General features: G+C 59.3%; 22 protein-coding genes and 1 tRNA gene. 3 read left to right on the top strand and 20 right to left on the bottom strand.

Going from position 1 to position 25,946, the window contains the following annotated elements; translation table 11 throughout:
- Positions 1-9: 9 nt before the first annotated feature.
- The 6 genes from HOC_RS03800 to HOC_RS03775 form a co-directional block, all read right to left on the bottom strand.
- Complete coding sequence (locus tag HOC_RS03800; RefSeq protein ID WP_084146119.1) at positions 10-2,754, bottom strand: TonB-dependent receptor; 2,745 nt, start codon at positions 2,752-2,754, stop codon at positions 10-12.
- Positions 2,755-2,963: 209 nt separating this feature from the next.
- Positions 2,964-4,265: an APC family permease gene (locus HOC_RS03795; RefSeq protein WP_035535934.1), complete on the bottom strand. Its 1,302-nt coding sequence runs from the start codon at positions 4,263-4,265 to the stop codon at positions 2,964-2,966.
- Positions 4,255-5,454: a pyridoxal phosphate-dependent aminotransferase gene (locus tag HOC_RS03790; RefSeq protein WP_051624495.1), complete on the bottom strand. Its 1,200-nt coding sequence runs from the start codon at positions 5,452-5,454 to the stop codon at positions 4,255-4,257. Before HOC_RS03790 ends, HOC_RS03795 begins: the two co-directional genes overlap by 11 nt.
- A gap of 193 nt (positions 5,455-5,647) precedes the next feature.
- A complete protein-coding gene (locus HOC_RS03785; RefSeq protein WP_084146118.1) occupies positions 5,648-7,240 on the bottom strand; it encodes a M61 family metallopeptidase in 1,593 nt (530 codons plus the stop codon).
- A 312-nt stretch (positions 7,241-7,552) separates the two neighbouring features.
- A tRNA-Thr gene (locus HOC_RS03780) sits at positions 7,553-7,628 on the bottom strand.
- Between the two features lie 67 nt (positions 7,629-7,695).
- On the bottom strand, positions 7,696-8,442 hold the full coding sequence (locus HOC_RS03775) for a GNAT family N-acetyltransferase (RefSeq protein ID WP_156950368.1): 747 nt from the start codon (positions 8,440-8,442) through the stop codon (positions 7,696-7,698).
- 74 nt (positions 8,443-8,516) lie between these two features.
- Between HOC_RS03775 and HOC_RS03770 the strand changes: the two genes are divergently transcribed.
- Together HOC_RS03770 and metG are read left to right on the top strand one after the other, a co-directional pair.
- Positions 8,517-8,990 (top strand): OmpA family protein, encoded by a 474-nt coding sequence (locus HOC_RS03770; protein WP_156950367.1) that lies wholly within the window; start codon positions 8,517-8,519, stop codon positions 8,988-8,990.
- A gap of 243 nt (positions 8,991-9,233) precedes the next feature.
- Positions 9,234-10,970: a methionine--tRNA ligase gene (gene metG / locus HOC_RS03765; RefSeq protein ID WP_035535931.1), complete on the top strand. Its 1,737-nt coding sequence runs from the start codon at positions 9,234-9,236 to the stop codon at positions 10,968-10,970.
- 3 nt (positions 10,971-10,973) lie between these two features.
- Here the strand turns inward: metG and HOC_RS03760 are convergent, their stop codons facing one another.
- From HOC_RS03760 to HOC_RS03695, 14 genes are all read right to left on the bottom strand, one after another.
- On the bottom strand, positions 10,974-11,876 hold the full coding sequence (locus HOC_RS03760) for a 5'-nucleotidase, lipoprotein e(P4) family (protein ID WP_035535930.1): 903 nt from the start codon (positions 11,874-11,876) through the stop codon (positions 10,974-10,976).
- 39 nt (positions 11,877-11,915) lie between these two features.
- Positions 11,916-13,031, bottom strand: coding sequence for a dipeptidase (locus tag HOC_RS03755; protein ID WP_084146117.1), 1,116 nt, complete (start codon positions 13,029-13,031; stop codon positions 11,916-11,918).
- Between the two features lie 79 nt (positions 13,032-13,110).
- Entirely contained in the window at positions 13,111-13,773 is a 663-nt protein-coding gene (locus HOC_RS03750) for a DUF938 domain-containing protein (RefSeq protein ID WP_035535929.1), read from the bottom strand.
- A complete protein-coding gene (locus tag HOC_RS03745) occupies positions 13,770-15,521 on the bottom strand; it encodes a class I adenylate-forming enzyme family protein (protein WP_035535928.1) in 1,752 nt (583 codons plus the stop codon). The genes HOC_RS03750 and HOC_RS03745 overlap by 4 nt, the downstream gene beginning before the upstream one ends.
- Before the next feature lie 153 nt (positions 15,522-15,674).
- On the bottom strand, positions 15,675-16,334 hold the full coding sequence (locus HOC_RS03740; protein ID WP_035535927.1) for a hypothetical protein: 660 nt from the start codon (positions 16,332-16,334) through the stop codon (positions 15,675-15,677).
- A gap of 100 nt (positions 16,335-16,434) precedes the next feature.
- Entirely contained in the window at positions 16,435-17,064 is a 630-nt protein-coding gene (locus tag HOC_RS03735; RefSeq protein ID WP_035535926.1) for a hypothetical protein, read from the bottom strand.
- Positions 17,065-17,121: 57 nt separating this feature from the next.
- On the bottom strand, positions 17,122-19,044 hold the full coding sequence (gene dxs, locus HOC_RS03730) for a 1-deoxy-D-xylulose-5-phosphate synthase (RefSeq protein ID WP_035535925.1): 1,923 nt from the start codon (positions 19,042-19,044) through the stop codon (positions 17,122-17,124).
- Between the two features lie 75 nt (positions 19,045-19,119).
- Positions 19,120-20,016 carry a polyprenyl synthetase family protein gene (locus HOC_RS03725; RefSeq protein WP_035535924.1) on the bottom strand — a complete coding sequence of 299 codons (897 nt, stop codon included), beginning with the start codon at positions 20,014-20,016 and terminating at the stop codon, positions 19,120-19,122.
- A gap of 13 nt (positions 20,017-20,029) precedes the next feature.
- Positions 20,030-20,275, bottom strand: a complete 246-nt coding sequence (locus tag HOC_RS03720) for an exodeoxyribonuclease VII small subunit (protein WP_156950366.1) — start codon at positions 20,273-20,275, stop codon at positions 20,030-20,032.
- Between the two features lie 70 nt (positions 20,276-20,345).
- On the bottom strand, positions 20,346-20,948 hold the full coding sequence (locus HOC_RS03715; protein ID WP_035535922.1) for a histidine phosphatase family protein: 603 nt from the start codon (positions 20,946-20,948) through the stop codon (positions 20,346-20,348).
- A 133-nt stretch (positions 20,949-21,081) separates the two neighbouring features.
- A complete protein-coding gene (gene lepB / locus HOC_RS03710; protein ID WP_051624492.1) occupies positions 21,082-21,939 on the bottom strand; it encodes a signal peptidase I in 858 nt (285 codons plus the stop codon).
- 124 nt (positions 21,940-22,063) lie between these two features.
- Positions 22,064-23,128 carry an MBL fold metallo-hydrolase gene (locus HOC_RS03705; RefSeq protein WP_035535921.1) on the bottom strand — a complete coding sequence of 355 codons (1,065 nt, stop codon included), beginning with the start codon at positions 23,126-23,128 and terminating at the stop codon, positions 22,064-22,066.
- 37 nt (positions 23,129-23,165) lie between these two features.
- Positions 23,166-23,666: a gluconokinase gene (locus HOC_RS03700; RefSeq protein WP_035535920.1), complete on the bottom strand. Its 501-nt coding sequence runs from the start codon at positions 23,664-23,666 to the stop codon at positions 23,166-23,168.
- A complete protein-coding gene (locus HOC_RS03695) occupies positions 23,663-24,655 on the bottom strand; it encodes a pseudouridine synthase (protein WP_084146116.1) in 993 nt (330 codons plus the stop codon). The genes HOC_RS03700 and HOC_RS03695 overlap by 4 nt, the downstream gene beginning before the upstream one ends.
- A gap of 107 nt (positions 24,656-24,762) precedes the next feature.
- Between HOC_RS03695 and HOC_RS03690 the strand changes: the two genes are divergently transcribed.
- The gene (locus HOC_RS03690; protein WP_035535919.1) at positions 24,763-25,944 is read left to right on the top strand and encodes an MFS transporter; all 1,182 of its coding nucleotides are present in this window, start codon (positions 24,763-24,765) and stop codon (positions 25,942-25,944) included.
- Positions 25,945-25,946: the final 2 nt, after the last annotated feature.

Here is a 25,946-nt window from a genome sequence, read left to right as displayed (position 1 = left end):
CGATCTGTCTCATGGTCGCTGACGGGGAACACAATCAGGACTCTCGACCGTGTCATCTGTACGATTGAATGTGGTGCCCGTGACGGATGTGCTGAGTTCCGAAACGTGGGTAGCTTCGAAGCCAAGAGTAATGTCACCCGTCAACGCAGCTGCGACATCTTTGAGATCGAAGCCGTAGTTGGCGTAGTAGACTTCACCCTTGAAGTTGATCTGTCCCGCGTTGAAGGTCGTTGTACGACCCGTCGCCACAGTACCCGCAGGGTTGGTTCCGTCGGCTGTCTGAAGGCGTGTGAAGGCAGAGCAAACAGCATCCGAAGGCGAGGCGCTGTCGTAGCAGGCAGCCATGAAGTCTTCCGTCGTAAAGGCTGACAGACCATCGGTCAGCTCAATCTCGATCCGGTCAACCGAAACCGTGAGGCCAGGCACGACGAAGTTGTCAAACACAACACCATAAGTGGTCGTATCGGATACTTCGTTCCGGAGGTTCGCATTACCACCTGTCTCAATCGTAGTGACAGAGAAGTTCTCAGCCGGGTCCTGGAAGCCAGCAAGGGCGCCATATTGAGGATTGGCGGCCCATTCGGCCTCACAATTTGCACGCCGCACAGCAGGGTTTGGACCGGCATCGATACGGTCAGCATCACATGGGTCAAAACCTGAATTGCCAACAACAGTGGTCGACGGCGCAAACAACTGGTTCAGCGTTGGTGCACGGAAATTCCGGCTTTGCGTTGCACGCAGAGTGACACCATCAACAACTTCCCAGCGGCTGCCCAGGCTCCAGACCGTTTCTTCACCGGCGATTGAATTATCGACAAAGCGGTAAGTACCGTTGATGTCGAATTCCTGTACGAATGGAAGCGTGACCTCGCCGCCGAAGATCGGCACGAGAACCTCGGCCGAGAATTCGTTCGTGTCATAATCGCCTGAAGTCGGCACTTCCAGAGTTCCCGTACCAATCAGACCCAGCTGATTGGCTTCGAGTGGGGTGAAGCTCGCCTCTTCACGACGCGTCTCATAGGCAAGCACCATGTCGATAGCACCAGCAGGCAGTTGGTACACTTCTGTGCCAATCGTTGCCAGGAAATCGAACTGGGTGTTCTCATAATCCTGACCAGACATAACTGAAACATATTGTGACGCAGCCTCACTGATGTTGCCAGCACCAAACGGATTCAGGGGAGCGCAGGACGGGTCATCATTGGTTGCATCCGCATCAGCGTTGATGGCGCAAACGATATTGCCAGTACCATCATCCACAGCACGGACCGCTGCGTTGAATTTGGAGACGTTGGCATCCCACACGCGCTGGGAGCCGCTGACCTCGGCATAGCTGCCGGAGACGGACCAGTAGAAATTACGGTCAGCGGCGTCGAAATTGCCATCGAGACCGAGCTGGGCACGCCAGGTTTCTGTCTCGTTTTTCTGAATGTTGCTTGGGAACAGGTCGTCATAGAAGTGACGTGACAGCCAGAGCGGCGCACCGAAAGCGAAGCCGGGATTGGCGGCGGAGAGCGACGCGATAGCGTCGTCGGTCAGGTATGGATTGCTCGCCGTGAACATGATCGCACCCAGAGCTGGATCTGTCTGGTTCAGCACGGTACGCGCGTAGCCTTGCGGAATGCTCTCCGCTTCAGTGTTCGAGTAGAGCAGCTCTGCATTTAGTCTAAGGTTCGGCGCAAGATCATAGTGACCGATGACATTCGCGCTAAGGCGATCAACACCTGTTCGCAGGCCGGCCAGATCGCTATAGCGCGTGCCGTCACCACCTTCGGCAAAAGGAATGCCGATAATGTTGCCCGGATTGTACGGAATGATCGACCCGTCAGGTGAAAACTGAATCGGCGAGCCATTAAGCGTCGTCTGGAGGAAAGGCGGCGGGGCGGGCGCGTTGTAGATAGTACCGTTACCGTTGAAATTCCAAAAATAGGCCGGCATGACTTCGGTAAGCGACGGAATGCCATCATCCGGTCCGGTATCATCAGGATTTCCCGATGTGATGCGCGACCGGTTAGAAGCTGGGAAATCGGAGAAACGCGCGATGGGCGAGCTGGAGCCTTCGACGTTCACCGCTACGTTGCCGCGATCATTGTCGAAATTGCTCCCGGCTGTGAGGCGCCAGGATGTCTGCTCATAGTTGCTTTGCTCGGTGTCCCCATATTGCAGGTCGAGTTCGACACCTTCGAAATCATCCTTGAGGATATAGTTTACCACACCGGCAATCGCATCCGAGCCATACACGGCCGCGCCCCCGGCCTGCACAACTTCGATGCGGTCAATCAATCCGGTTGGGATGATGTTTGCATCAACCTGCGCATCACCCAGGCCACTGGAGGTCGTAACAAAGCGGCGGCCATTGACGAGCGTCAGTGTGCGCCCGGCGCCCAGACCGAACAGTTCTGCATATTGCTGTCCGTCGCCGCTGCTTGTGCCATCGCCAGCAGCTTGGTTGAATTGGGGAACGAGGGACGTGATCTGGTTCAGGGCGTCTGCTGCGCTAGTTAGACCACGCTCGGCAAAGACATCATTGCTCAACGTCGTGACCGGCGCCGAAGTCGACGCTACTTCGCGACGAATCCTCGAACCGGTAATCACGACAGTTTGCAATGTGGCCGTTTCGTCTTCGGCGACAGGTGCCGACACAGTTTCTGCGTCCTGCTCCTGAGCATAGGCAGGCGCCGAGGCAATCGCTGGGACGAGCGCTACCATCGCGCATGTGCCAAGCAAGCTTTTCAACAGCAAATCATTCTTCATCTCGAACCCCTTATGTTCAAATGTCCATCGGCCCTGCACCCGCGCGTTCGCCAACTTCCAGACTGACAACACGCTAGGAAGAGTGTGACGGATTTTTTATCCTATTTGAGACCGTCCCATCGGGAACACAGCAACAATTATTCTCCAGACAATCCCCGGAGAATATATCATCCACCCGCCATTTATGCTGTCTGCGCGGCTTTCTTCTGTCAGCGGCGGCGCATCACCAAGTAATAGAGACAACCAACAGTCGCCCAAGCGCCTAACAAGGCATAAGGACGCCAATCGGCTGTCCAGCCAGCAATGATGATCAATATGCCCAGACCTACGCCAGCCATCGCCAAGGCATAAATCACCCTCCTTGAAGGACGAAAACCAGCCGCCTCGTAAAGATCAGGACGCATCCTCACCAATCCGACCGCTGCAGCGCAAGTTGCGCAATATTTGAGGATGGTTGGGATATTCACGGCGAGAAAAAGGAAAACCAGGTTACTCGGCAGAAACAGTCCTACACAGCACATCACGAAAGCGCAGAGGATTGCCGCTAACGGCACATCATGTTTGCCGGAAACCTTTCCAAGGGCTGAGGGCAGCATCCCCTCTCTCGCCATGGCATAAAGAAAGCGCGACATGATAATGAAGGTGGCGTTGATCGAACTACCGATCGCGACGACCGCGCTCGCCACAATCAGGTAGCGCCCCGCAGGCCCGAAAGCAGCCACACCCGCGTCGAGCAGCGGCGCAGACGATGCGCCCAGCTTTTCCGGCCCCAGCACACCCAGCGCAGCCATCGCGACAGCCAGATAGACCACCGCCGTCAGGACGATAGAAATCGAGATGCCAAGGGGAATGGACCTGGCCGGATTTTTGACCTCGCCGCCCACTTCCGTAGCGCTTTCGATTCCCAGGAACAAGGAAATAAGCAATGGCACCGCCGCAAAGATCCCCGCTATGCCATGAGTTGCGAAAGGGGTAAATTTGGATGCCTCAATGGAAGGCATACTGCCAAACACAAACAAGGCGCATGTACCCAAAAGGATCGCGAGCATCACGCCTTGGCTCTTTGCCGCTGCAGATACCCCAAGCAAGTTTACGATGAGAACAAAAACCAGAAGGCCGAACATGGTCAGCTTCAGGGGCAAGGCCACGAATGTGCCAACATAGGAAACAAGGACCATGGTCAGCACAATGACAGCTGAGGTACTGCCAGCTATGCGAAGCCAGCTAATGATAAAGCCCAGAAAAGGGTGAACGAAGCGGCGTGGCCATTCGTAGGACGCCCCCGTGACGGGCACCGCCGCCCCCATGAAAGCATAGATTATGGCGTAGACCAGCATAGGAACCATGGCGAGCAGCATGGAAACAATCATCGCCACGCCAGCAAGCTGCGTTGCGGGCGCGAGCACGGAATACACCGATACCCCGACAGCTGTTCCCAGCCCCAGAGCGACAATACCAGTTACACCGATATCACGCCGAAGCCCGTCTTTTGGCGGTTCGTTATTTGGCATTTATGGTTTGCCCGACAGGTCCTTCTGCGGCTTCAATGTGCTCGCCGTATTCCTGCAAGCCGGCAGCCAGGCGCTCAAGTCCATTCTTCAGTTTGTCGGCGTTAAGCGCGACTCCGATACGTATATGCCCAGCCATTCCAAAGCATTCGCCAGGAACGACGACAACCCCATGGCGCGCGATCAGCCAACGCGACAGCGCACGTGTATCCTGCACGCCGACGACCCGCGGAAAACATGTGCACCCTGTCAAGGGAAGCTCAAGCTCTAGGAGCCCGCGATCAACCATGCCCTGCAATTCTACTTCGGCAACCGGCAACGAGGCTTCCATAATGGAATCGCGCCATGTGTCATATTCATGCGCGTTTGCCAGTACTTCTGCAGCGACACAGTGGGCAAGCTTTGAAACGCCAAAATCCACACGGTCGCAATGGGCTCTGAGGCGGCTCATGACGTCGCCGCTGGCGAACATCCAGCCGCATCGCAACGCATTCAGGCCGAACGTCTTCGTCATGCTACCAATACGAATAACATTGGGATAGCGCTCAACATCCAGCCCCGCAGCACCTATGCCAGCATAATCCTGATATACCTCATCTATCAGGAGCAAGACGTTCCTGTCGTCCAGGGCTTCTGCCAATGCCGCCAGAACCTCCATGTCGACGAGCACGCCACTTGGATTATGTAAGTTGCTGAGCACAACCATACGCGTCTTGGGCGTCAGCGCTTCAAGGACGTCATTGATAATGACCTCGAAGCGAGGTGCTCGCCGCTGGAAAAAGTCAAACTCCAGACCGGCATCCCGTGCACAATTTGCAAATATATCAAACCCAGGCTGCTCAATCAGCACCATGTCGCCGGACGACAGCAACGCGCCATATGCCAGCGAGACGGCCGTCGTAGCGCCGGTTGTGCAACGAATGTTTCCCGCACGTACCTGGTATCTAGCGGCAAGGTGAGAGACGATATCGGGATGGCTGCGCATGAATACACTGGTGAAGCTCACGGGCGGACCTGAGCGGAAGGCGCGCAGCGTCGTTTCGGCCAGCATGGTCGATGGCTCCGGAACCGAACTTTCAAACAAGCTGACTTGTCCCGGCTTACCGGAACGCATCAGCGTAATCGCATCGCGCACCCAGTGAGCATAGCTTATCTGGGTGCCCTCAGCGAAGGTGTTGTTGATTCCGCTCAAAGCTACTGACCTTATACTGCGACCCACCAATTCAAGGTCGTAAACAGACGCCCTCTCAGGGTCGTTCGATCTGACAATAGGTCCGGCCCAGAGAAAATTTATGCAAAGCCGGGTGCCCAGCCCCCAGTACGCGCATAAATGATCTTGCTATGGCTAAGCTGGCGACAAACATTGGCGCAGGATAGCTCTGGCTTTAGTCGTCATGAAAGCAGGATTCCGGCGCCATGCCCGGCACTGGAACCCAACGCATACCTTCAAAGCTCTCGCCGTTGCGTTCGAGCACGGTTCGCTCGCCTATGACGCAGCGACCGAAGCTGTCCGGTGCTGGGAAAAACGTCTCGCCGTCAGTATGAAGTGATCGAACGAATGCCAACTCGTCATCCCCGAGTACGTCGGAAACGGCTTTGCTCCAGGCCTCTGTCGTCAAGTCCAGTTCGCCAGACTCGCGCGCCTTAAGAAGGGGGCTCAGAAAATGATGCAGGCCGTATTGGCTTCCCGACCCCTTGCGCAACCGGGAATCAAGATCAGCAAAATAAAGCGCCCCGCGCTGGTACGGCACATGACGGATGTCATCATCTCCGAATCCCACTTTCTTTATGTCGCTAATTGGCCAGTCTCGCGCTCTACCTGTGTAGTATTTGCGGCTCAGCTCATTCAGGCCATCCACATATTCCTCAACCGAAATATGTCCCGCCCTGAATGGGAGCGTATACTCGAAATACGTAGTGAGCCCTTCAGAGAACCAGTTTGTATCAATCGGACCACCGCTGAGCGACCCGGTCCATTGGTGTAGAAGCTCATGCACAAAGGTGCTCTTGGGGCTTTCACCATACACCTCATCCTTTCCGAGAGGACCTCGCGACAGCATGAAGGAATTTGCGAGTGCAGTCCCGCCACCATAAGGCGGTGTATCCAGCAAGCGCATGAAAACGCGATAATCAGGCGCAGGATCCAGATGATCGAAATAGGTATCAAAGTAGGAGTACATCTCGCTGGTGAAGGCCATTGCGGCACGCTCATCGAACGGGAAATCACCGAGCCAATAGGCGTGAAATTTACTGTCGGTGTCGACCCGAGGATAATGTTCGGCGGGGCCGGCCATTATCCACCCCTGCATGACATTATAGGGGGGGCCCGGCACCTTCACCGCTCCTTCCCCAAACGTCGTCACGCCAACTGAGGGCTTCTCGAATGCTGTCAGGTCCCAGTCGAGCGTAGAATTTTGAGACGCGGCATTTTCCGGCACGAGCATGAACCCGGCCCCCGCACCACTGATACCGCCTGCTGAAGGACGAATGCCAAAGGCAGGTCCGCGCGGACCACCTTCTGGCTGCACAAGCGCGCGATAGCTGATCTGGACCGGAAATTCGACGGGACGCTCCGCTGTCCAATGACGGAAATACGGATATCCACCGGGGACCGGTTCATCATCCTCTATTGTAAATGAGACATCTCCCTCAACATCGGTGACCTTTAGGTCTGTAACACGATTAGCAATGTTCTGGACATTAACGTAGACAACCGGGGCCATCAGCTTGAACGACTCGTCACCCGGCTCCAGACCTCCGGTAACCACAGCCTCGACCTCGATTGCATCCACTTCGCCATCAGCGTTGACTGTCGGATGAAGCGTCATTGTGAAGCTAGGCGATACATCAGTATCTTCGGGCACAACTGCATCCATCGGCGCCTGACATGCAGCTAAGAGGCTTGCTCCAGCCAGAATGAAATTATGAGGCACCCGACGGGCGCGTTGACGCTGGCTTGCTCTAAGTGGAAGGGGCATTCAATTCTCCCGCAGGTCTCTAATATCGTGCAGCCTCGCAGCAGACGAACGCAAGCGCTAATCCATTACCCACCCCGATCGCCTGATCGCGCATAATCTGGTCGCCAGCATGTGTGAGAACGCATACATCTTGCGGAGTTTCGTCCCCAGACGTGGAACAATATCTGTCGCGCCTTCGCCACGGATCGAGATCATAAACAGACGTCGCGCTTCGCAGTCCGCCCCGATCGCTGGAATTTGACTCTTCGTTACAGCAAATAAAAAAAGCGGCCCAAAAGGACCGCATTGGTAACCCTACCGCAACGTGTCCAGTGGTGCCGGTTGAGAGACTCGAACTCCCGACCCTCTGATTACAAATCAGATGCTCTACCAGCTGAGCTAAACCGGCGGCTGGAACGGGTCTCACTACTTCGATCAGCGCGCGGGCGCAAGTCAGGTTTGTGCGACGCGCTGACTTAGCCCGCCAAACGAGACTTGTAGGCATTGAAACGGTCAAAAGCGTGGAAAACATCGTTCACGGCTTCGGGAATGTCGACGCCGTGGATCAGCTCATCCATCTTGGCGACATCAAGCGTATAGGTCAGGTAAGCACCGTCTGAATGGGTGCAGACACCCCCAAATGTCTTGAACAGCGCACGCGCCTTCTTGTTCTCCGCGAGCACATTCGCTTGCATCGTCTCAATCCCCGCCTGCAAGCAATCGCAGATGATGACGGCCATCAGGATACGCGCCAAGCCAGTATTGTGAAACGCATCCAGGGTGGCGATGGCAAGCTCCGCAACGCCCGATTTGGGGTCGCGCACGACACGAATCACACCGATGGCGGGCAGGTCATGCTCGCCAAGATCGAGCGCACCCCAGGCAAGATGATTGACGCCATCGACAGCCACCAGGCGCTCCAGCACTGGCTCAGGCACCTTCTTCATCCCTGAAAAGAAACGATAATAGCGTGACCGCTCCGACAAGTTCGCGATTGTTTCGCGTATGCGCAGACTGTCCTGAGGCCGAATAGGCCTCAGGTAAATGCGCTTGCCCGTCTTGAGGCTCGTGTAGATCGCACGGTTGTCCATGCGCCATATGTTGCACCGCAGCAAAAGAAAGCAATGGGCCTGCGGCAGTCTGACCAATATTTTTGTTTGCGCTATCATTTTTTGACGAATGCAAATTCTCGCAATCACCTTGCAACCGCCCCATTCGCCCAACGGCTTGCACCTTTCAGCCTCATTTCATGCGTAGGTCCAGTATCAACAACTATGAGTGCATGAAGGAATACACCATGAAACGCTCGATGATCGCCCTCGCCGGTTTGACTGTCGCCACCGTTATGCAGGCCCCGGCCTTTGCCGAGGTGCCCGCTGCCCCGCCGAGCCAACCGGCTGACATAGCACACGCCAAGTCCTGCGAAGATGTCAGCATGTCCGTTTATTTTTCGGCCTATGAATCCATGCTGTCCTCGTATTCGATGCGCGCCGTGAATGCGGCCAGTGAGCGCCTTGCTGGGTGCGCTGTGACCGAAATCAACGCGGAAGTGGTCTCTGAGGAAGCCCATGACGACGAAGATCTCGCAGACTTGTCCCAAGCCCGCGCAGCGGCCGTTCTCGAAGCGTTCAACGCCCACGGGATCCAGGCACGTGAAGTTCACACCGATATTTCGCCCAAGGTAGATGTCGCCATGCCTGTCGGCACCAACGCACCGCTGGCCCGACGTGTAGATATCGTGCTGACGGCTCAGCCAGGCTACGGCCTCTAATACCCATTCATTTGGCTGGCACGGAGGGTGGTTCACCGCTCCCCTCCGTCCAAACACTGCCCCGGACTGGTCCCACGACCTTCCGGGGCTTTTTTGGAATTGGCGACATTCCCGACAGTGGCAACTGTCCAATTCCGCCCAAGTTTCTTTCTTTTCCGGCCCATCGCGCTAAAAGTCCCGTTCCAGCGGGCAAACAGCCCGAATCACGCCTCCCCGAAGGCAAAACCGGAAAGAAATACCTTCATGTCGCGACCCCGGCGCATCCTGATTACGTCCGCCCTGCCTTATATCAACGGCATCAAGCACCTCGGCAACCTCGCTGGCTCCATGCTGCCGGCAGATGTCTATGCCCGCGTGATGCGCCTGATGGGCCACGAAGTGACCTATATCTGCGCCACCGACGAACATGGCACGCCCGCCGAACTGGCCGCCCAAGCCGCGGGCATGAGCGTGCAAGCCTATTGCGACGAACAATTCGAAATCCAGCGCAAGGCGGGGGAAGGCTTCAACCTGTCCTTTGACTGGTTCGGCCGCTCCTCCCGTCCGGCCAATCACGCCCTGACACAGCATTTCGCGCAGGCGATTGAGGCTCGAGGCCTGATGGAAGAACGCACATCGAAACAGGTCTATTCGGTCGATGATGGCCGCTTCCTGCCAGACCGCTACGTCGAAGGCACCTGCCCCCATTGCGGCTTCGAAAAAGCGCGTGGCGACCAGTGCGACAATTGCGGAAACCTGCTCGACCCCGTCGACCTGATTAATCCTTATTCCGCCGTCTCAGGTGGTACGAATATCGAGATCCGCGACACCAATCACCTCTACCTGCTGCAGGAAAAGTCGCAGGACGAAATCCGCGCATGGGTGAACAAAAAGGGCGCCAACTGGCCGAGCCTTGCCGTCTCGATTGCCAACAAATGGCTGGATGAAGGACTCATCGACCGTTCAATCACGCGCGACCTGTCGTGGGGCATCAAGGTGCTGGGCCAAGACGGTGCGCCTCGCCCCGGCTATGAGGACAAGGTCTTCTATGTCTGGTTCGATGCACCGATCGAATATATCGCCGCCACGCAGGAATGGGCCGAAGCCACCGGCGGCGACTGGGAAGCCCTCTGGCGCACCGATAAGGGCGCCGACGAAACCGAATACGTCCAGTTCATGGGCAAGGACAATGTCGCCTTCCACACGGTCAGTTTCCCCGTCACGCTGCTCGGTAGCGGCGAGCCGTGGAAGACGGTCGACAAACTCAAGGCGTTCAACTGGGTCACCTGGTATGGCGGCAAGTTCTCGACCAGCAACAAGCGCGGCGTCTTCATGGACCAGGCGCTGGAGCTGCTCCCGTCAGACTATTGGCGCTGGTACCTGATCGCCAACTCACCGGAAGGCTCCGACGCGGCCTTCACATGGGAAGGCTTCCAGGCGGCGGTAAACTCCGACCTGGCTAACGTGCTTGGCAACTTCATCAACCGCATCACCAAATATGCCGCAAGCAAGTTCGACGGTCAGGTGCCCGCTACGGGCGAGCCGGGCGATGCCGAGGCGTGGATGACCGCTGAACTCGCCGAACGCCTGCCCCGCCTCATCGAACATTATGAAGCCATGGAGTTCCGCAAGGCCGCCGCCGAGACGCGCGCCATCTGGGCTGCGGGCAACGAATATCTCACCAAGGCCGAGCCGTGGGTGAAATACAAGAATGATGTCGATGCAGCAGCCGTGGGCGTGCGCGCAGGCCTGAACCTCGCGGCCCTGTTCGGCATTATAGCCCTGCCGATCATCCCGGATGCTGGTAAGAAAATCCTCGATGCCCTAGGCATCCCGGAAGAGCACCGCAACCTGCCGGGCGCCAAACCGAATACGGATTTCGCGAAGCTGCTGGACGCCCTGCCCCACGGCATGCCGATCACGCCACCAGACGTGCTCTTCCAAAAAATCGAGGACGAGCAGGTCGCCGCATGGACCGAGCAGTTCGGCGGCGGCAACTAAGCCTTAGTTGGCGGCGGGCAGTTCGCTCGCCGCTGATGGCGCCCAGTGCGTTGCCTCAGGATAGATGTCGTCGAAGTCGCCCCGGATCGACGGACCGTAGACCGGGTTTGGCAACACGAACCAGCCATTGCCCCAGAGGCCTGAAATTGCAGGTGCCTCTGTCAGCACTTTCCGGTCCAACACACCCAGGTTCTTCGCATTGAAGGGATCCGCGATATCGCCCAGCTGGTCACCGACCAGCGCGATCACGCAGTAATTCTCCGAGATCATCATGCGACGCCCATCCTTGCCGGTCCCGTCCGGCGCGTCGCCACGCAGGAACAGCGTCGAGCCGTGCGAGAACTCGCCAATGCCGGCGGCCTCCAATGTCGCTTCCGTCCCGGCGGCATTCTCAGCCGCACGGTTCGTATTCACGATCACCGTAACACCAGCCTCGCGGATGCGCGCCAGCGCCTCCAAAGCGCCGGGAATGGCCACCGCCTTGCCTGCGCCTGTCTTTTCCCACTCGTCCCAGATGGCCGGATCAAAACCGATGCCCATGCGCTCGAAAGCCGCCATGGAGCCGAGGTTCCATATCAGCGTCTCATCCGCATCAAACACCGCCGCGAGCGGCCTGCCCTCGCACGCGAGGAAACCCGGCTGTACGGGCGAACTGTCTGGCGTAAGCACAACACCATAAGTCGGCGCCTCCGCAGCCTTGGACTCAACATAATCCGCAATAGTTTCCCATGTCTGGCGCACGATAACGCTCGCCTCGGCGGAGCCGAACAGCCATTGCTGGCCCGCTGAAGGCTTCACCACTGCGGCAGCCTCGACAGGCGCGCCAGCAGCGGCAGGCGTTTGAACGGGCGCCGTCTGGCAGGCCGCCAGCAACGCAACGAAAGCAACACTCATGATCTGTTTCATGGCGCATATTTCAAACGGGATTGCCGGAAAGTCCACCCGCTAGATTGTCGCCCACGCCTGCTTCATGACGCGCTCGAAATTCCGCCCCATCACCTTGTCGACCACACCGGACTTATAGCCCAGTAGTGCGAGCTTATCGGCAATCACAGACATGCGCTGCGGGCCGTTCAGCCCGTCCACGAAGGGCATCGGCCCCTCCCCGGGCGCCGCAACCCCTGCTTCACGACGCGCAACAATGGACTCGTCCCACGCCGCCTTGCTCTCAGGACTCGTATCGAACGCCAGCATCAGCGCATCGCTGCCAATCCCGACATGGTCCTCCCCGCACGTATTCAGCGCATGCTCCAGGTGCGCCATATAGGCCGAGAGGGGTGTCTGCGTCAGCTCGGGTGTGAGGTAGCTCAGCTCATAAAGCCCAACCACGCCACCTTTGTCGGCAAGTGCGCGAAGAACATCATCCGTCTTGTTGCGCGGATGCGCATTCACGGCAGCACAGCCCGCATGCGTGATCGCTGGAGCGTGGGTTGAAATCTTTATGGCTTCCAGCGTCGTCTCGCGGTCCGAGTGGCTGAGATCGAGTAGCACCCTGTTTGCTTCCATGACGGCAATTGCTTCACGGCCAAGTTCGGTCAGCCCCTTTGGAACTTCCGTCACCATCACCCCCGTACCGAAGGGAGAAGCCACATTATAGGAAAGCTGCATCACACGTACGCCGAGCCCTGCAAACTCTGCAATTCGCTCGGTCTTGCCGTCATGCATCGTGGAGGCCTCAAAACCGAGAGTGATGCCAACACGCTGCATCGCAAACGCGGTCTCGATATCCGCTACAGAGTCGATGCTCATGAACATGTCGGGATTATTCGCGAAGACCTTCGCGTAGGACGCCAGCTCTTCCAGCGTCTCTTCATATGTACCCTGGCTGCCGCCAGCCGTAATCTTGAGCGCTGAAATGTCCGTAGCGCGTATGAGCGCCTTGTCCTCATCGCTCAGCGGCTCATCGGAATTGCCCGGAATGACCATGTTGCCATTGATCATCAAGCGACGCTGTTCGACTGGCGCACCTGACTGAGGTCCGCGACCCGCACAGGCGCCGAGAAGGCCGACGGCAGATAACCCTGCCCCGACGCCAAGAACATTCCGTCTCGAAAAAGTCATGTCAGCTTACCTGTCTGTCTGGTGTCGCTCATGTAAGTTCCGCGCCGCCGTGCCTGTCAATCAGCGCAGCAGAGTTCAGTCAGGTCCGCTCGAACACAACAGCCAGATTGTTGGCGGGCATTTCCACAATGTCCTGCAGGATCAGATCAGCCAACGAGGCGAGCGGCAACAGCTCCATGTCGAGATCTCGCACACCCCATTCCAGGTCACGCCGCTTGAGGTCTTCGCTAAAACGCGCATTGGAGGGCGCCATGATTCCATCGCGCCCAAACGGCCCATAAAGGAACAGCTTCCCGCTGGGCTTCAACAGCCGTCCCGCGCCTGCAAACAAGCCTTCTACGGCGCTCATCGGCGCAATGTGCACCATGTTGATAGAGACGACGACGTCCCATGGTCGCTCAGCCTCCGCCTCGCCCCAGTCAGCAAGGCTTGCATCCAGCACCAGTGGCCCGTGCAGCCGGTCATGCGTTGCCGCAGCCACCCACGCGGCCTGGCTCCCCCGGCTATCCGCATCCACGTCCGAATATGTCCACTCAAGACCAGTCAATTCATCGGTAAGAAAGGCGCCATGTTCGCCCGTGCCGGAAGCAACCTCCAGCACACGCCCTTCGCGCGCGACATGCTTGGCAAACACGCCCCGGATCGGCTCCCGATTACGCGCCACCGAGGGCGAAAAGCGCCGCCCGTCCTCGCCGGCCTCGCGCGCTTCGAGCGCGACCGGCTTGGGCGGCGTCTCGCTCACGCGCGGGCCGTGAACCGGCTACGCAGTTCGGGCTTCAGGATCTTGCCATTGGCATTGCGCGGCAGCGGCTCGTCCTGGAACTGGATCTCGACCGGCACTTTAAACGCCGCCAATATTCCGGCCACATGCGCCCGCAGCTCATCCTGCGTCACCGTCTTGCCCGGCTTCAGCTGCACCACCGCGCCAACTTCCTCTCCCAGCACCTTGTGCGGAATGCCGACCACAGCCGCGTCCATCACTGCCGGATGGTCATAGAGTGCGCTCTCGACCTCGATACAATAGATGTTCTCGCCACCTCGGATCAGCATGTCCTTGGCGCGGTCAACGAGGAAGAGGAAACCCTCTTCATCAATGCGCGCCAGGTCACCCGTCACGACCCAGCCTTCGCGGAACGTCTCCGCAGTGGCTTCAGGCCGGTTCCAGTAGCGCTTGCAGTTCGAGGGACTCTTGCACCATAGCTCGCCAACCTCGCCAGCTGGCATCGTGTTGCCATCCGGATCACAGATCTTGAGCTCGACAGCGCCGGGAGGCGCGCCGGCGCTCGAAGGACGGTTCACATAATCCTCGCCGATATTCAGCGTTGCCGTGGCGCACGTCTCGGTCATGCCCCAGCCATTGCCGGGGGCCGCATCAGGAAAGCGCTTCTTGATCGTGCTGACCAGTTCCGGCGCAGACGGAGCACCGCCATAGGAAATCGCCTGAATGGATGACAAGTCAAACTTGTCCCGATCAGGATGCTCCAGCAGCTGCCATGCGATGGCAGGCACACCGCCCACCGCCGTGATCTTCTCGCGCTCGATGATCGGCAGCGCCTCACCAGCATCCCACTTATACATGGCAACAATCTTGTCACCACGCAGCATGGACGGGATCAGGATCGCGAACGACCCGGTCGCATGGAAGAACGGAATGGCCAGAAGTGTCGCCTTCTGCTCGTTGGGGTCTGGCTCCGGAATGGCCTCGCCACGACGCAACAGCATGCGCGCCTGACAGGTCGATGAATTGAACATGTTGGAAATGACAGCACGGTTTGTCGCCAACGCGCCCTTCGGCTTTCCGGTGGTGCCCGACGTATACATGATCGTTGCATCGTCTTCCGGACCGATCTCGACAGCAGGCAGGCCGATATCGTCCAGCACGCTCCAGCTATTGGCGTCGCCAATATAAGTCTCAAGACCTTTCACACGCGGATCGGCATGATCCTCACCCTTGTCCCGGGCGATAATGACATGCTCCAGTTCCGGCAGCTTCTTCATATGCTCGCGCATGCGCTCATAGATCTGGCCGTCGACAACGGCGAGCTTCACGCCCGCAAAGGAGAGGCCGTACTCCAGCTCGTCGCCCGTCCACCATGAGTTCATCGGTGTCGCGATGGCGCCGATGCTGCAAGCCGCAAAGAAGGCTACCGGCCATTGCGGATAGTTGCGCATGATGATGGCAACCCGGTCGCCCTTCTGGATGCCATAGGTCTCACGCAGCACTTTCGCGAAATGCTGAACCGCCCGCATTAACGCCTTGAAAGTCACGCGCTCGTCTTCGTAGACGATATAATCGCGCTCGGGCCATGTGGCGGCGGCCATTTCAAGGATGGAGCGGATTGTCGGGGGCGCGTTGACATAAACCTTCAGCTTCACGCCATCGACTTCGCCATCCTTGATCTCGAGGGGCGAACCCGGCCCGCCAAGCGCGGCATTGGCATCCGCTATCGACATGACAGGCCAGGCTGGCGCAGCGCTATCTGCAGGCATTCGGTATCCTCCGGTGATTTCTTCTCTGAAACACAGAAACCACGCCGCTTCAGGGGTTTAAAGTACCCCATGTGTGGAAACGCCGCTTTCCGGGCAAAAAAATACCCCGCAGCGTCTGCTGCAGGGTATTTTCGGCAATATTGTCGCCAGAACTTATTTGCCGAAGTCGCAGAACCGCAATTCGCGTGTCGTGCCATCAGCCTCCACAGCTTCATAACTCCGGCCCGTGAGTTCGTCTCCCTCACAGAGATAGCCGATGTCATACATGGCGATCAGGGCTTCATTGCTCGGCAGCAGGTCATTCGCGATCATAAGGTCAATCGCATCCTGATGCATGCCAAGTTCCATCAGGAAATTGAACTTCTGCATCTTGCTTGTCTCGGGCTGGGCAAGCTGGGTTTCCAGCGTCGTCACCTTGCCGCGCGCGGAATCCAGCATCGGAACAGCCGCCGTGTACCATTCCGTATCGCTATAGGAATCAACAATCTCTTCGAAATCCTCGACCGCACCGACAGCGTCATAGCCTCCCGGCCCAAAACGGATCTCACCGCGACGGAACAGCGCCTCGGCATATTCATCCTTCGTCAGCGTCGGGCTGCCCAGCAGTTGGGTGAGACGGTCCACTGCAGCCTGGGTGTTGCCGGCATCAACGAGGTTCTCGACCGTCTGCATGGCGAGTTCAAAAGCGCTATCAGGCGCCGTGCTGGATGCTTCTACGTCGATGCCGCCGGGCACCTTCGCCGTTTCGGGGGCCGAAGCGCAACCCGCCAGCATGAGAGCCGAAGCTGCGGCGAGGAGGGAAATACGGATCATGTGTCGGGCTCCATGGGGACAGTCTGTTGGCGTGTGATGACCTTCCCTAACCGCCCAAGGCGAGCGGAGACAGGGCGGCATTGTGGAGAAAGTGTGTTTCTTACGATTGCGCCGATTTTTCAGGCGCCCCGCTACCACACCAATACGTGTTTTCAAGATCCGGTCGCGTATCGCCCACCGTGTAGACGGGCGCGCCGCCATCCTCATCTTCGCAAAGATAGCCGGCGGCTTTCAGCTTGCTAACCTGCGCTTCATTCGGGCTGATCCCAGATTTGCGATAGCGCGCTGCCGCCTCGTCATGTTCGCCGAGCACCCATTTGCTGTCGAACCACTGGGACAGGGTCAGCATGCGCTTGAGTCCGGCCTCGACCGTCTCGACATCAGCTTCGGCAAAAGCCAGTTCTTCTTTCGCATTCGGTGCCAGCGGATGATCAGGCGCCAGCTTCAGCATCGCCTCGAAATCCTTCACCGCACCGGGGCGGTCATCGCTTGCCTGCCGACGAAGGCTACCGCGGGCATAAAGCGCGCGGGCGCGCTGATCAGTCGAAAGGTCACTACGCTCCAGAAGGGTGGTCAGCGTCTTGTCGGCCTCATAGGGATTTGAGTCGGATTTAGCTTCCGACATTGCGACATCAAAGGCCGGGCCCATGTCAGCGGGAGGCGCAGTGGCACAGCCTGCCAGGAAGACAGCCACAACAAGTGCGCGAAGAGGAATCAGTTTGGGAGTCATGCAGGCACCCTACTCCGGGTCAGACTCGCCGAACAAATTGCATTTCCGTCATGTCTGCTAAGCGCGAGCGAGACGGTCTATTTCTGCAAGGTCTCCGCGTCCCAGCGCTTCGATGGCACGGGCCGCGATATGACGCGCCGTCAGGCCTGCTTCCTCGTACATGGCGTCAGGCGTATCATGGTTCTGGAATTCATCCGGCAGCGTCATCGGCCGAATGCGCAGACCACGATCCAGCGCGCCAACGCGGGCCAGGTGCTCCAGAACGAAGCTGCCAAAGCCACCCGTCGAGCCCTCTTCCAGCGTAATCAGCACTTCATGATTCTTCGCAAGCCGCTCGACAAGGTCAGTATCCAGAGGCTTGGCAAAGCGTGCATCCGCAACCGTCACGGACAAGCCCTGCGCCGAAAGCATTTCGGCCGCCTTGAGTGCTTCCTGCAGACGCGTACCATAGGAAAGCAGCGCAATCGTCGTGCCTTCGCGCAGGATACGCCCTTTGCCAATTTCCAGCGGCAGAAGCATGTCCGGGATCGCAACACCCGTACCCTCGCCGCGTGGGTAGCGGAAAGCGCTCGGTCGATCATCAATCTGCGCAGCTGTCACGACCATACGCGCAAGCTCAGCCTCATCAGCGGCGGCCATGCAGACCATGCCAGGCAGGGCGCCCATAAAGCCTATATCGAAACTGCCCGCATGCGTAGGGCCGTCAGCGCCGACAAGGCCAGCGCGGTCGATCGCAAAGCGGACCGGCAAACGCTGGATCGCCACATCGTGGACCACCTGGTCATAGCCGCGCTGCAGGAAGGTCGAATAGATCGCGCAGAACGGGCGCATTCCATCCGCCGCAAGGCCAGCGGCAAATGTCACCGCGTGCTGCTCGGCAATGCCCACATCGAAGCTGCGCTCAGGGAACGACTTCTCGAAAATATCCGTGCTGGTGCCCGAAGGCATCGCCGCCGTAATGGTGCAAATCTTGGGATCGGTCTCGGCCAGTTTGGTCAGCGTCTGGCCAAACACTTTCTGATAGGCTGGCGCCTTTGGCTTGGCCTTGGCCTGTTCGCCCGTAATGACCGAAAACTTCGACACGCCATGATACTTGTCGGCCGACTTCTCGGCATGGCTATAGCCCTTGCCCTTCTGCGTGACTGCATGGATCAGGATCGGCCCCTCGCGCATCGCCTTCACGTTCTCGAGAATCGGGATCAGCGTATCGAGGTCATGCCCATCAATCGGCCCAATATAATAGAAGCCCAGTTCCTCGAACATGGTGCCGCCCATGGCAAAGCCGCGCAGGTATTCCTCTGCGCGTCGCGCCGGCGACTCCAGCCCCATTGGGCTCACCATCTTCTTCGCGATCTTGCGCAGGCCCCGATAAGGCCGCGACGAAACCAGCTTCGACAGGTAATTGCTCATCGCGCCAACCGGCGGGGCAATCGACATGTCATTATCGTTGAGAATCACGATCAGGCGCGACTTGTCGGCGCCGGCATTGTTCATCGCTTCATAAGCCATGCCGGCGGTCATGGCGCCGTCGCCAATCACACAGATGACGTCATTGTCCTTGCCTTGCAGGTCGCGCGCCTTGGCAAAGCCGAAGCCCGCCGAAATCGAGGTCGAAGCATGCGCCGCGCCGAACGGGTCATACTCGCTCTCGTCGCGTTTGGTGAAACCGGAGAGACCACCGCCCTGACGCAGTGAGCGCATACGGTCGCGCCGTCCCGTCAGGATCTTGTGGGGGTAGCACTGGTGACCAACATCGAAGATCAGCTTGTCGTCTGGCGCATCGAACACGGCATGGATCGCCACGGTCAGCTCAACCACGCCAAGCCCGGACCCAAGGTGCCCACCCGTCACCGACACAACATCAATGACTTCCTCACGGACCTCTTGCGCAATCTGCTTCAGTTCCGCCCGCGACCGGCCTTTCAGGTCGTCGGGCGAATTGATCGCGTCGAGAAGCCGGTTCGGGCTGAGTTCGGTCATCTTTCTGTGGACCCTTGAATAGTCGCAGTCTGTCTTAAGACGTATTGTAAGTGTTTATACTATGGCACGCCTTACTTAACGTGTTCTATCCAGTACAAAATCAACGGATTGCAGCAGAATATCGGCCTTATTACGAAATATTGCGAGGTGTTCCTTCGCTTGAGCGGCGAGTAGCCGCACTCTCTGTCGGGCGCCGTCCACCCCCAGAAGGGTCACAAAATTCGCTTTTCCGGCAATTTCGTCGGTCCGAAGCGGCTTGCCAACGGCGGTTTCATCGCCCGTCGCATCCAGCAAATCATCTGCAATCTGGTAGGCGAGACCAAGATCATTCGAGAATCCGGCCAGCGCGTTGCGCTCCAGTTCCCGTGCCCGACCGATAATCCCCGCCGCTTCCGTGGCGTAGGAGATAAGCGCACCCGTTTTCAGCCGCTGCATCCGCGTAATCGTATTCAGGTCGCGCGGGCTGTCTTCTTCCAGCATGTCGATCATCTGGCCGCCCACCATACCCCGCGCGCCTGCGGCATCCGCAAGCCTTTCGATCAGCATCACGCGAACAGAGGCATCATCGTGGGTTTCGGCAGACGCCAGAATCTTGAAAGCCAGCGTCAGCAGGCCATCACCGGCCAGCACAGCAGTCGCCTCGTTGAAGGCCTTGTGCACTGTCGGCTGCCCCCGCCGGAAATCATCATTGTCCATGCAGGGCAGGTCATCATGCACCAGCGAATATGTATGGATGCACTCAAGCGCGGCAGCTGTGCGCAGCAGGGTCTTTTCCGGCGCTTCAAACATGGCGCCGGTTTCCAGCAGGAAGAAGGGGCGCATCCGCTTGCCATTGGCGAGCGCGGCATGGCGCATGGCTCGCATAAGGTCCGCTTCCGGTCCGCTGGCAGGCGGGATCAGCTGGTCAAGCGCGACGGTCACCTTGTCGGCAACCTCCTTCAGGCGCAGCTCGAAGTCAGCCTCATCCCCCATAGGTGCATCGGCCCTAGTCAAAGCTTGCAGGCTCGGTCGTAACGCCGCCTGCGCCCTGGACGATCTGCTCAACTTTAAGCTCGGCCGATTTGAGGCGCGATTCGCAATGCGCCTTCAGCGCCGCACCGCGCTCATAAATAGCGATGGATTTTTCCAGCTCGACTTCACCGGCTTCCAGCTGTTTGACAATACCTTCCAGCTCGGCGAGTGCGTCCTCAAAGCTCATCTTCTCGACGGATTTGTCTTTTGCATCAGCCATAGTGTTCTGCCCGTTGGTCATATTGGGTGACTCTAGAGCGCTCACATGGGCTCCACAACCACCTAAGCGGTTACTTGCCGGTGTATTCGTAGATGCGATGGCTCCAGTAACTGTCACCGCCATCGTGCACACAGCGCCAGCCGAGCTTCTTCAACTCCGGCCGCAGCATGCGATTGAACCAGCCATGCGCGGCCAGGTAGACTTTTTGCCCTTCAGACGCAGCATGCAGTTTCGCGGCGGCTTCAGCCGCCCGCACACGCGCTTCCGAAACGCTCTCGCCATCCAGCGCATGGCCGCTCAGCCAGGCTGCGCGCGCAAGGATATTCCATGTCTTGGGAAGGTATTTCACGCCCACAAGGCGCGGCGGCGGCAATGGCGCCTCATTGAAAACCGGGTCATGCACAGCCGCCATATGAGGCGCCGCGCGTTCAGCCGTCTGCTGTGCCCGGATACGCGCCGATGCAAACACGAGTGTGGAATCGGCAACAAGGCCTTTCAGGACTTCCGGCGCATTCTGGTCGTCGCGCAGAGGGCTTTCCTCGTAGCGAGCCCACCAATCCTTGTAATCGCGCCATCCAAGACGCGGGCCAGCTGTCCGGTCAAGCTGTGGCCGGCCATGGCGCGAGACCACGATCGGGCCGCGCCGGGTTTCTGTCGATGTCGTATCTGGCATCGCCAATCAGCCTGTCTTCAAACCTGCTCAGGGCCCCGCGAGCCCGGTCTAGGAATTGCCACTAGCGGTGGTGGCGGCATGCGGCAAGGCGTCAATCGCCCGCTCGCGCGGCAACCTGTTGATGAATGCAAGCCTACAGCCCGCGCCACACGCGTTTCTTGCAAGGCTCGCTGTCTTCGAACTTGCAGCGATAAAGCGACATGATCACCGTTTCGGCCCGTCCGACCAAGTGGTCCATCGGCACGAAACCAACGGATGCCTGGTCAGATTCAACGCTGAGCGGACAGCCAACACGGTCCACTACGCCATCAATCGGTGGACAATGGCCCGACAGGAACCGGCTATCGAGCGAATTGTCCCGGTTGTCGCCCATCAGGAACAGGTGCCCCTCCGGAACAACGAACAGGACCGTATTGTCGCCCCGATCACCCTTTTCCTGACGGTGCGTCAGCCAGGACGTTCCATCTTCCGCCGTCTCGCGCCATTCATACGCGGTCACGGCACGGCTCCGTCCATGGGGCACATAGCGCACAGTGCGAATAAACTCGCTGTCGATGGGATTGCCGTTGATGTAGACGGTCTCGCCGATCATCTGGATCCGATCGCCCGGCAGGCCGATCACGCGCTTTATCATCACACGCGCCGTATGCGGGTGTTCGAACACCACGACATCGCCGCGTTTGGGCGTACGGGCAAAAATCCGCCCCTCTGGAATAGGCAGGTAACGGCCAAGGCTGAACGGCAATGAGTACCGGTCATAGCCATAGGCAAACTTGGACACGGCCACGCGGTCACTGACCTGCAGCGTCGGCACCATGCTCTCGGACGGGATAACCCGTTGCTCATACAGCAGGCCCGAGAAAATCATGAAGACCGGAATGAAGACTGCGAGCGTGACCGCCCATTCGTGGAGTTCCCGCTTAACCTTCTGGCCGAAAGTTAGGGATTCGTCCTCATCCACGGAGTGGGCCTTTTCGCCGTCGTCTGCCATTGAGGCCTCACCTGATCTGTGTCTCTCAGGAATCTACTTAGACGAAACACGCTTCTCTTGCGAAGGTGTAAACTGTTCCGGCACTGCAAATTGCCCGTCATGACAAGGGCTTCAGCAGCAGGTGTCAGGCTAGGGCGTAGCGATCAACGCCGTCTTCGCCAGCAATCCGGACAACTTCGCCGCGATGAATCATGCAGTTCAGGTGGGCAATGGCCTCGCCGCTCGCCATGCCAACTTCGTCAGGCTGTATGGCCCGGCCGAAAAGACTCGTGAACGTGTCCATCACGGTCAAAGGCCCCTTATGCATCCGGCCCTTAAGGCGCGAGAGCGCCGTCTCATGCCCGTCAATCAAGTGGCGCAACCGCGCATGCGCGCCCCGGAAAGGCTCATTGTGCGCTGGCAGAACCAGCACATTCTCCGGCAAGTGCGCCAGCAGCTTCTCGCAGCTCATCATCCAGTCCAGCAGCGGATCGGCCTCCGGCTCCGTCGGGTGCACTGACACATTGGATGATATGCGCGGCAGCAGCTGGTCGCCCGAGATCACCACGCTCAGCGCCGGGGAATACAGACACGAATGCTCCGGTGAGTGGCCATTTCCCATGACCACTTCCCACGTCTCGCCGGCCATCTGCAACGTGTCGCCATCCGCCAGCCTACGAAAGGAATCAGGCATCTGGCTGACACCGCGGCCAAAGCCGCCGAACCGTTCCTTGTAATTGTCAATCTGGGCATCGTTCCAGCCCGCCCGGCGATAGAAGTCGATTCCCGCCTGCGGTGCCTCGCGCCCCGTGTCCGACACCAGCATGCGGCACGTCGTATATTCCAGCCGGCTCATCCACAGCTCGGCGCCATATTTATAGCAGAGCCAGCCCGCACAACCGACATGGTCCGGGTGCATATGGGTTACCATCACACGCTTAAGCGGCTTCTCCGGTGTAACGCGCGTATCGAGCAGAGCCTTCCACGCATCGCGCGTTTCCTTCAGCGGCATGCCTGTGTCGACAATCGTCCAGCTGTCGCCATCATCGATCAGCCAAAGGTTGATGAATTTGAGCGAAAAAGGCAGCGGCATGCTGACCCATTCAATCCCCGGCGCGACTTTAATCGCTTCGGCCAGCCCGGGCCGCACATCGCCGTGCGGATAGTCGAGATTGGGCCGCTTCGGTGTTTTTGTCTGAAATCCGTCCATGACCCAGCATATGCCAAGCTTGCCATGCGTCGAGCCATCACGCTGGGTCAGGCGACGGCAAGGCTTCCTGTAGCATCTGAACTAGCTCGCTCACCGGGCGCATGGCATTTATCCGCTCTGCGCTATCAGGCACATCCAGCGCCGCCAGCTGGCTATCCAGCAGGCTCACCGGCATGAAATGCCCTGCCCGCGACGCCATGCGCGCCCGCAAGGCGTCCGCTGGCACATCCAGCCAGACAAAGCGGCATACACGCCCGCTATCGCGCACCAGGCGCGCCTGCACGAACCGCGTCAGCGCTGAACAGGCCAGCACCATGCGCGGCGCGTCGCTCTGCGCCACATGTGCAGTGATAGCGCTGATCCAGCCGGCGCGGTCTTCATCTGTCAGCGGTGTCCCCGACGCCATCTTCTCACGATTGGCATCCGGGTGAAACGCATCCGCCTCGACAAAGGGCCAACCTGCCGCCTCTGCCAGTCCGGCGCCCACCGTGGTCTTGCCGCTGCCTGCGACACCCATCACGATGACGAGGTCTCTCATTTTATCGGCGTCCGTTTGCGAGGCGTCAGTTTCGTCCGCTTGAACTTCGGCTCATTGGGCTTCGGCTTGGACGAGGGCGGCGCATCGCTACGCGGCTTGCCCAGCGGCTTCTTGCCGGGTCCGGCCGGACGTTTGCCCCCGGCGGGTGGTCGCTTGCCAGCCGGCGCCGGGCGCCGCACCGGTTCAGCGATCACGGGCGCCGTCGGCTCAGCCGAAAAGCCCTTGGCTTCCCAGCGCAGCAGCTCATCGCGTTCCCGCGCACTGATCGGGCGCCACTTGCCCTCCGGTAGCCCGGCGAGCGATAGCGGCCCGATCCGCACCCGCATAAGGTCCAGCACGCGCAGGTCCACCAGGTCGCACATCCGTCGGATTTGCCGATTACGGCCCTCGCGTAGCAGGAATTTCAGCTCATTGCCCTTGATGACCGTGACCGCTGCCGGTCGCAATTGGCGTCCATCCAGCTCCAACCCGTGGCGCAGCAGCTTCAGCTTTTCCTCCGTCACGTCTCCGCGCACTTTGACGTGGTATTCCTTCTCCAGCTTGCTTTCCGGACCGATCAGCGCCTTCGCCAGCACGCCATCTTCGGACATGATCAGCAGGCCGCGCGAATCCTTGTCCAGACGGCCCAGCGGCGCCAGCTTGTTGTTGCGCCCGGGAATGGCATGTGCCCGGCCCGACAGGCTTTGCTCATTGATTAGGCGTACAGCGGGTATCTCACCCGGCTCAGGCGTGCCCGACACAATGCCGATCGGCTTGTGGAACATCAGCGACAGCTGGTTATCCAGCCGCCGCGCCGCCTTCTCAGTCAGGCTGAGCGTCTGCCCGTCCTCGATCTTGTAGCCAGCCTCGGTCAGTACTTCGCCATTGATCTTGACGAGGCCCTTCTCGATCAGCGCATCGGCCTCGCGCCGCGAGCATACGCCCTCGGTCGCCAGCCACTTGTTGACGCGCATCGGCTCACTGCCGGAATATGTCTTGGTCCACGCCATGGCCGAATGATGCCTCCTGCGGCGGTTTCGCCCGTCATATAGGCAGGCCCGGCCCCTCGCAACCTGATGTCGACACGCTGGGCGATTCCGGCCATATGCCCGCTCCCATGTCTCAAACGCCCGCCCCCCCGTCCGCGCCTGCCTTGGCGTTTGCGCTGCTCATTCTGGGCACGACGCTCGGCATTGCCGGAACAGACCTTATCCTGCCGGCAATCCCAACGCTTCCCGATACGCTCGGCGGCAGCCAGGCCATGGCCCAGCTGGTGCTGGCCGCTTTCGTGGCGGGCGGCTGCGTCGGGCTCATCCTTTACGGCGAACTCGGTGCGCATTTCGACCAGCGTAACCTGCTTGTCTGGTCGTTCATGGCCTACGCCCTGATCTCGCTGGGGTGCATCCTTGCCCATTCCCTGACCGTTCTGGTGGGCTTGCGCTTCCTTCAAGGGCTCACAGGCTCGGCCGCAGCAGTCTTCGCGCCGGGCATGATCCGCGCCATGTTCAGCGAGGCGCGCGCCGTCCGGGCCCTCGGCTTCATGGGCAGCGTCGAATCCCTCGTCCCGGCGCTCGCGCCAGTGGTCGGCGTCTGGCTGCTCGTCGCCTTTGGCTGGAAAAGCTCGTTCATCGTGATCGGCGTCCTCAGCGTCGTCGTCGCAGCTTTGGTCGGCGTCCTGCGTCACCGCCTGCCCGCGCCAGACCCGACGCCGGGCGCTGGCGGCTATCTCCGCCTCGCCGTGAACCCCGTGTTCCTGCGCTATGCTCTCAGCCAGGCCTTCACGCTCGGCGGCCTGCTCATCTTCGTGTTCGGGGCACCGGCCATGATCACGAAAGGTCTCGGCGGCACGCTGAATGATTTCATCATCATGCAGGTCGCAGGCATTGCGGTCTTCATCATCGCCTCAAACCTTTCCGGTCGCCTCGTCGACAGGTTCGGCGCTGAACCAATGATCTGGTTCGGCACGGCCCTATCGGCAGCGGGCGTTGTATCACTGCTGGTCTATGGCCTGCTCGGCGGCAGCGACCCAATCGCGCTCGCCATCCTGTTTGCGCCCGTCAACGCCGGGCTCGGCTTTCGGGGGCCGCCCGGATTCTACCGCGCGATTGTTGCATCCGGCGGCGATGACGCCCGTGGCGCCGCGCTTGTCCTTCTGGCAATCCTGATGACGACCGCCATTGGCACCGCCGCTGCGGCGCCCTTCGTGACGCTCGGCATTACGCCGCTCGCCGCGATTGCCGCCGCCGTATCGTGCGGCTCGCTGCTCTGCCTTGCTGTCCTGCCGAAACTGAAGGCCTGAGC

The organism is Hyphomonas oceanitis SCH89, from assembly GCF_000685295.1.
Classification (GTDB): Bacteria; Pseudomonadota; Alphaproteobacteria; order Caulobacterales; family Hyphomonadaceae; genus Hyphomonas; species Hyphomonas oceanitis.
Note: the sequence above shows the minus strand (reverse complement) of the source record. Positions and strands in the feature narration are given on the sequence as shown.

Excerpts from the sequence above, each read along its gene's own strand:
- HOC_RS03800 (WP_084146119.1), bottom strand. The coding sequence starts at position 2,754 with ATGAAGAATGATTTGCTGTTGAAAAGCTTGCTTGGCACATGCGCGATG.
- HOC_RS03795 (WP_035535934.1), bottom strand. The coding sequence starts at position 4,265 with ATGCCAAATAACGAACCGCCAAAAGACGGGCTTCGGCGTGATATCGGT.
- HOC_RS03785 (WP_084146118.1), bottom strand. The coding sequence starts at position 7,240 with ATGCCCCTTCCACTTAGAGCAAGCCAGCGTCAACGCGCCCGTCGGGTG.
- HOC_RS03770 (WP_156950367.1), top strand. The coding sequence starts at position 8,517 with ATGAAACGCTCGATGATCGCCCTCGCCGGTTTGACTGTCGCCACCGTT.
- metG (WP_035535931.1), top strand. The coding sequence starts at position 9,234 with ATGTCGCGACCCCGGCGCATCCTGATTACGTCCGCCCTGCCTTATATC.
- HOC_RS03760 (WP_035535930.1), bottom strand. The coding sequence starts at position 11,876 with ATGAAACAGATCATGAGTGTTGCTTTCGTTGCGTTGCTGGCGGCCTGC.
- HOC_RS03755 (WP_084146117.1), bottom strand. The coding sequence starts at position 13,031 with ATGACTTTTTCGAGACGGAATGTTCTTGGCGTCGGGGCAGGGTTATCT.
- HOC_RS03745 (WP_035535928.1), bottom strand. The coding sequence starts at position 15,521 with ATGCCTGCAGATAGCGCTGCGCCAGCCTGGCCTGTCATGTCGATAGCG.
- HOC_RS03740 (WP_035535927.1), bottom strand. The coding sequence starts at position 16,334 with ATGATCCGTATTTCCCTCCTCGCCGCAGCTTCGGCTCTCATGCTGGCG.
- HOC_RS03735 (WP_035535926.1), bottom strand. The coding sequence starts at position 17,064 with ATGACTCCCAAACTGATTCCTCTTCGCGCACTTGTTGTGGCTGTCTTC.
- dxs (WP_035535925.1), bottom strand. The coding sequence starts at position 19,044 with ATGACCGAACTCAGCCCGAACCGGCTTCTCGACGCGATCAATTCGCCC.
- HOC_RS03725 (WP_035535924.1), bottom strand. The coding sequence starts at position 20,016 with ATGGGGGATGAGGCTGACTTCGAGCTGCGCCTGAAGGAGGTTGCCGAC.
- HOC_RS03720 (WP_156950366.1), bottom strand. The coding sequence starts at position 20,275 with ATGGCTGATGCAAAAGACAAATCCGTCGAGAAGATGAGCTTTGAGGAC.
- HOC_RS03715 (WP_035535922.1), bottom strand. The coding sequence starts at position 20,948 with ATGCCAGATACGACATCGACAGAAACCCGGCGCGGCCCGATCGTGGTC.
- lepB (WP_051624492.1), bottom strand. The coding sequence starts at position 21,939 with ATGGCAGACGACGGCGAAAAGGCCCACTCCGTGGATGAGGACGAATCC.
- HOC_RS03705 (WP_035535921.1), bottom strand. The coding sequence starts at position 23,128 with ATGGACGGATTTCAGACAAAAACACCGAAGCGGCCCAATCTCGACTAT.
- HOC_RS03700 (WP_035535920.1), bottom strand. The coding sequence starts at position 23,666 with ATGAGAGACCTCGTCATCGTGATGGGTGTCGCAGGCAGCGGCAAGACC.
- HOC_RS03695 (WP_084146116.1), bottom strand. The coding sequence starts at position 24,655 with ATGGCGTGGACCAAGACATATTCCGGCAGTGAGCCGATGCGCGTCAAC.
- HOC_RS03690 (WP_035535919.1), top strand. The coding sequence starts at position 24,763 with ATGTCTCAAACGCCCGCCCCCCCGTCCGCGCCTGCCTTGGCGTTTGCG.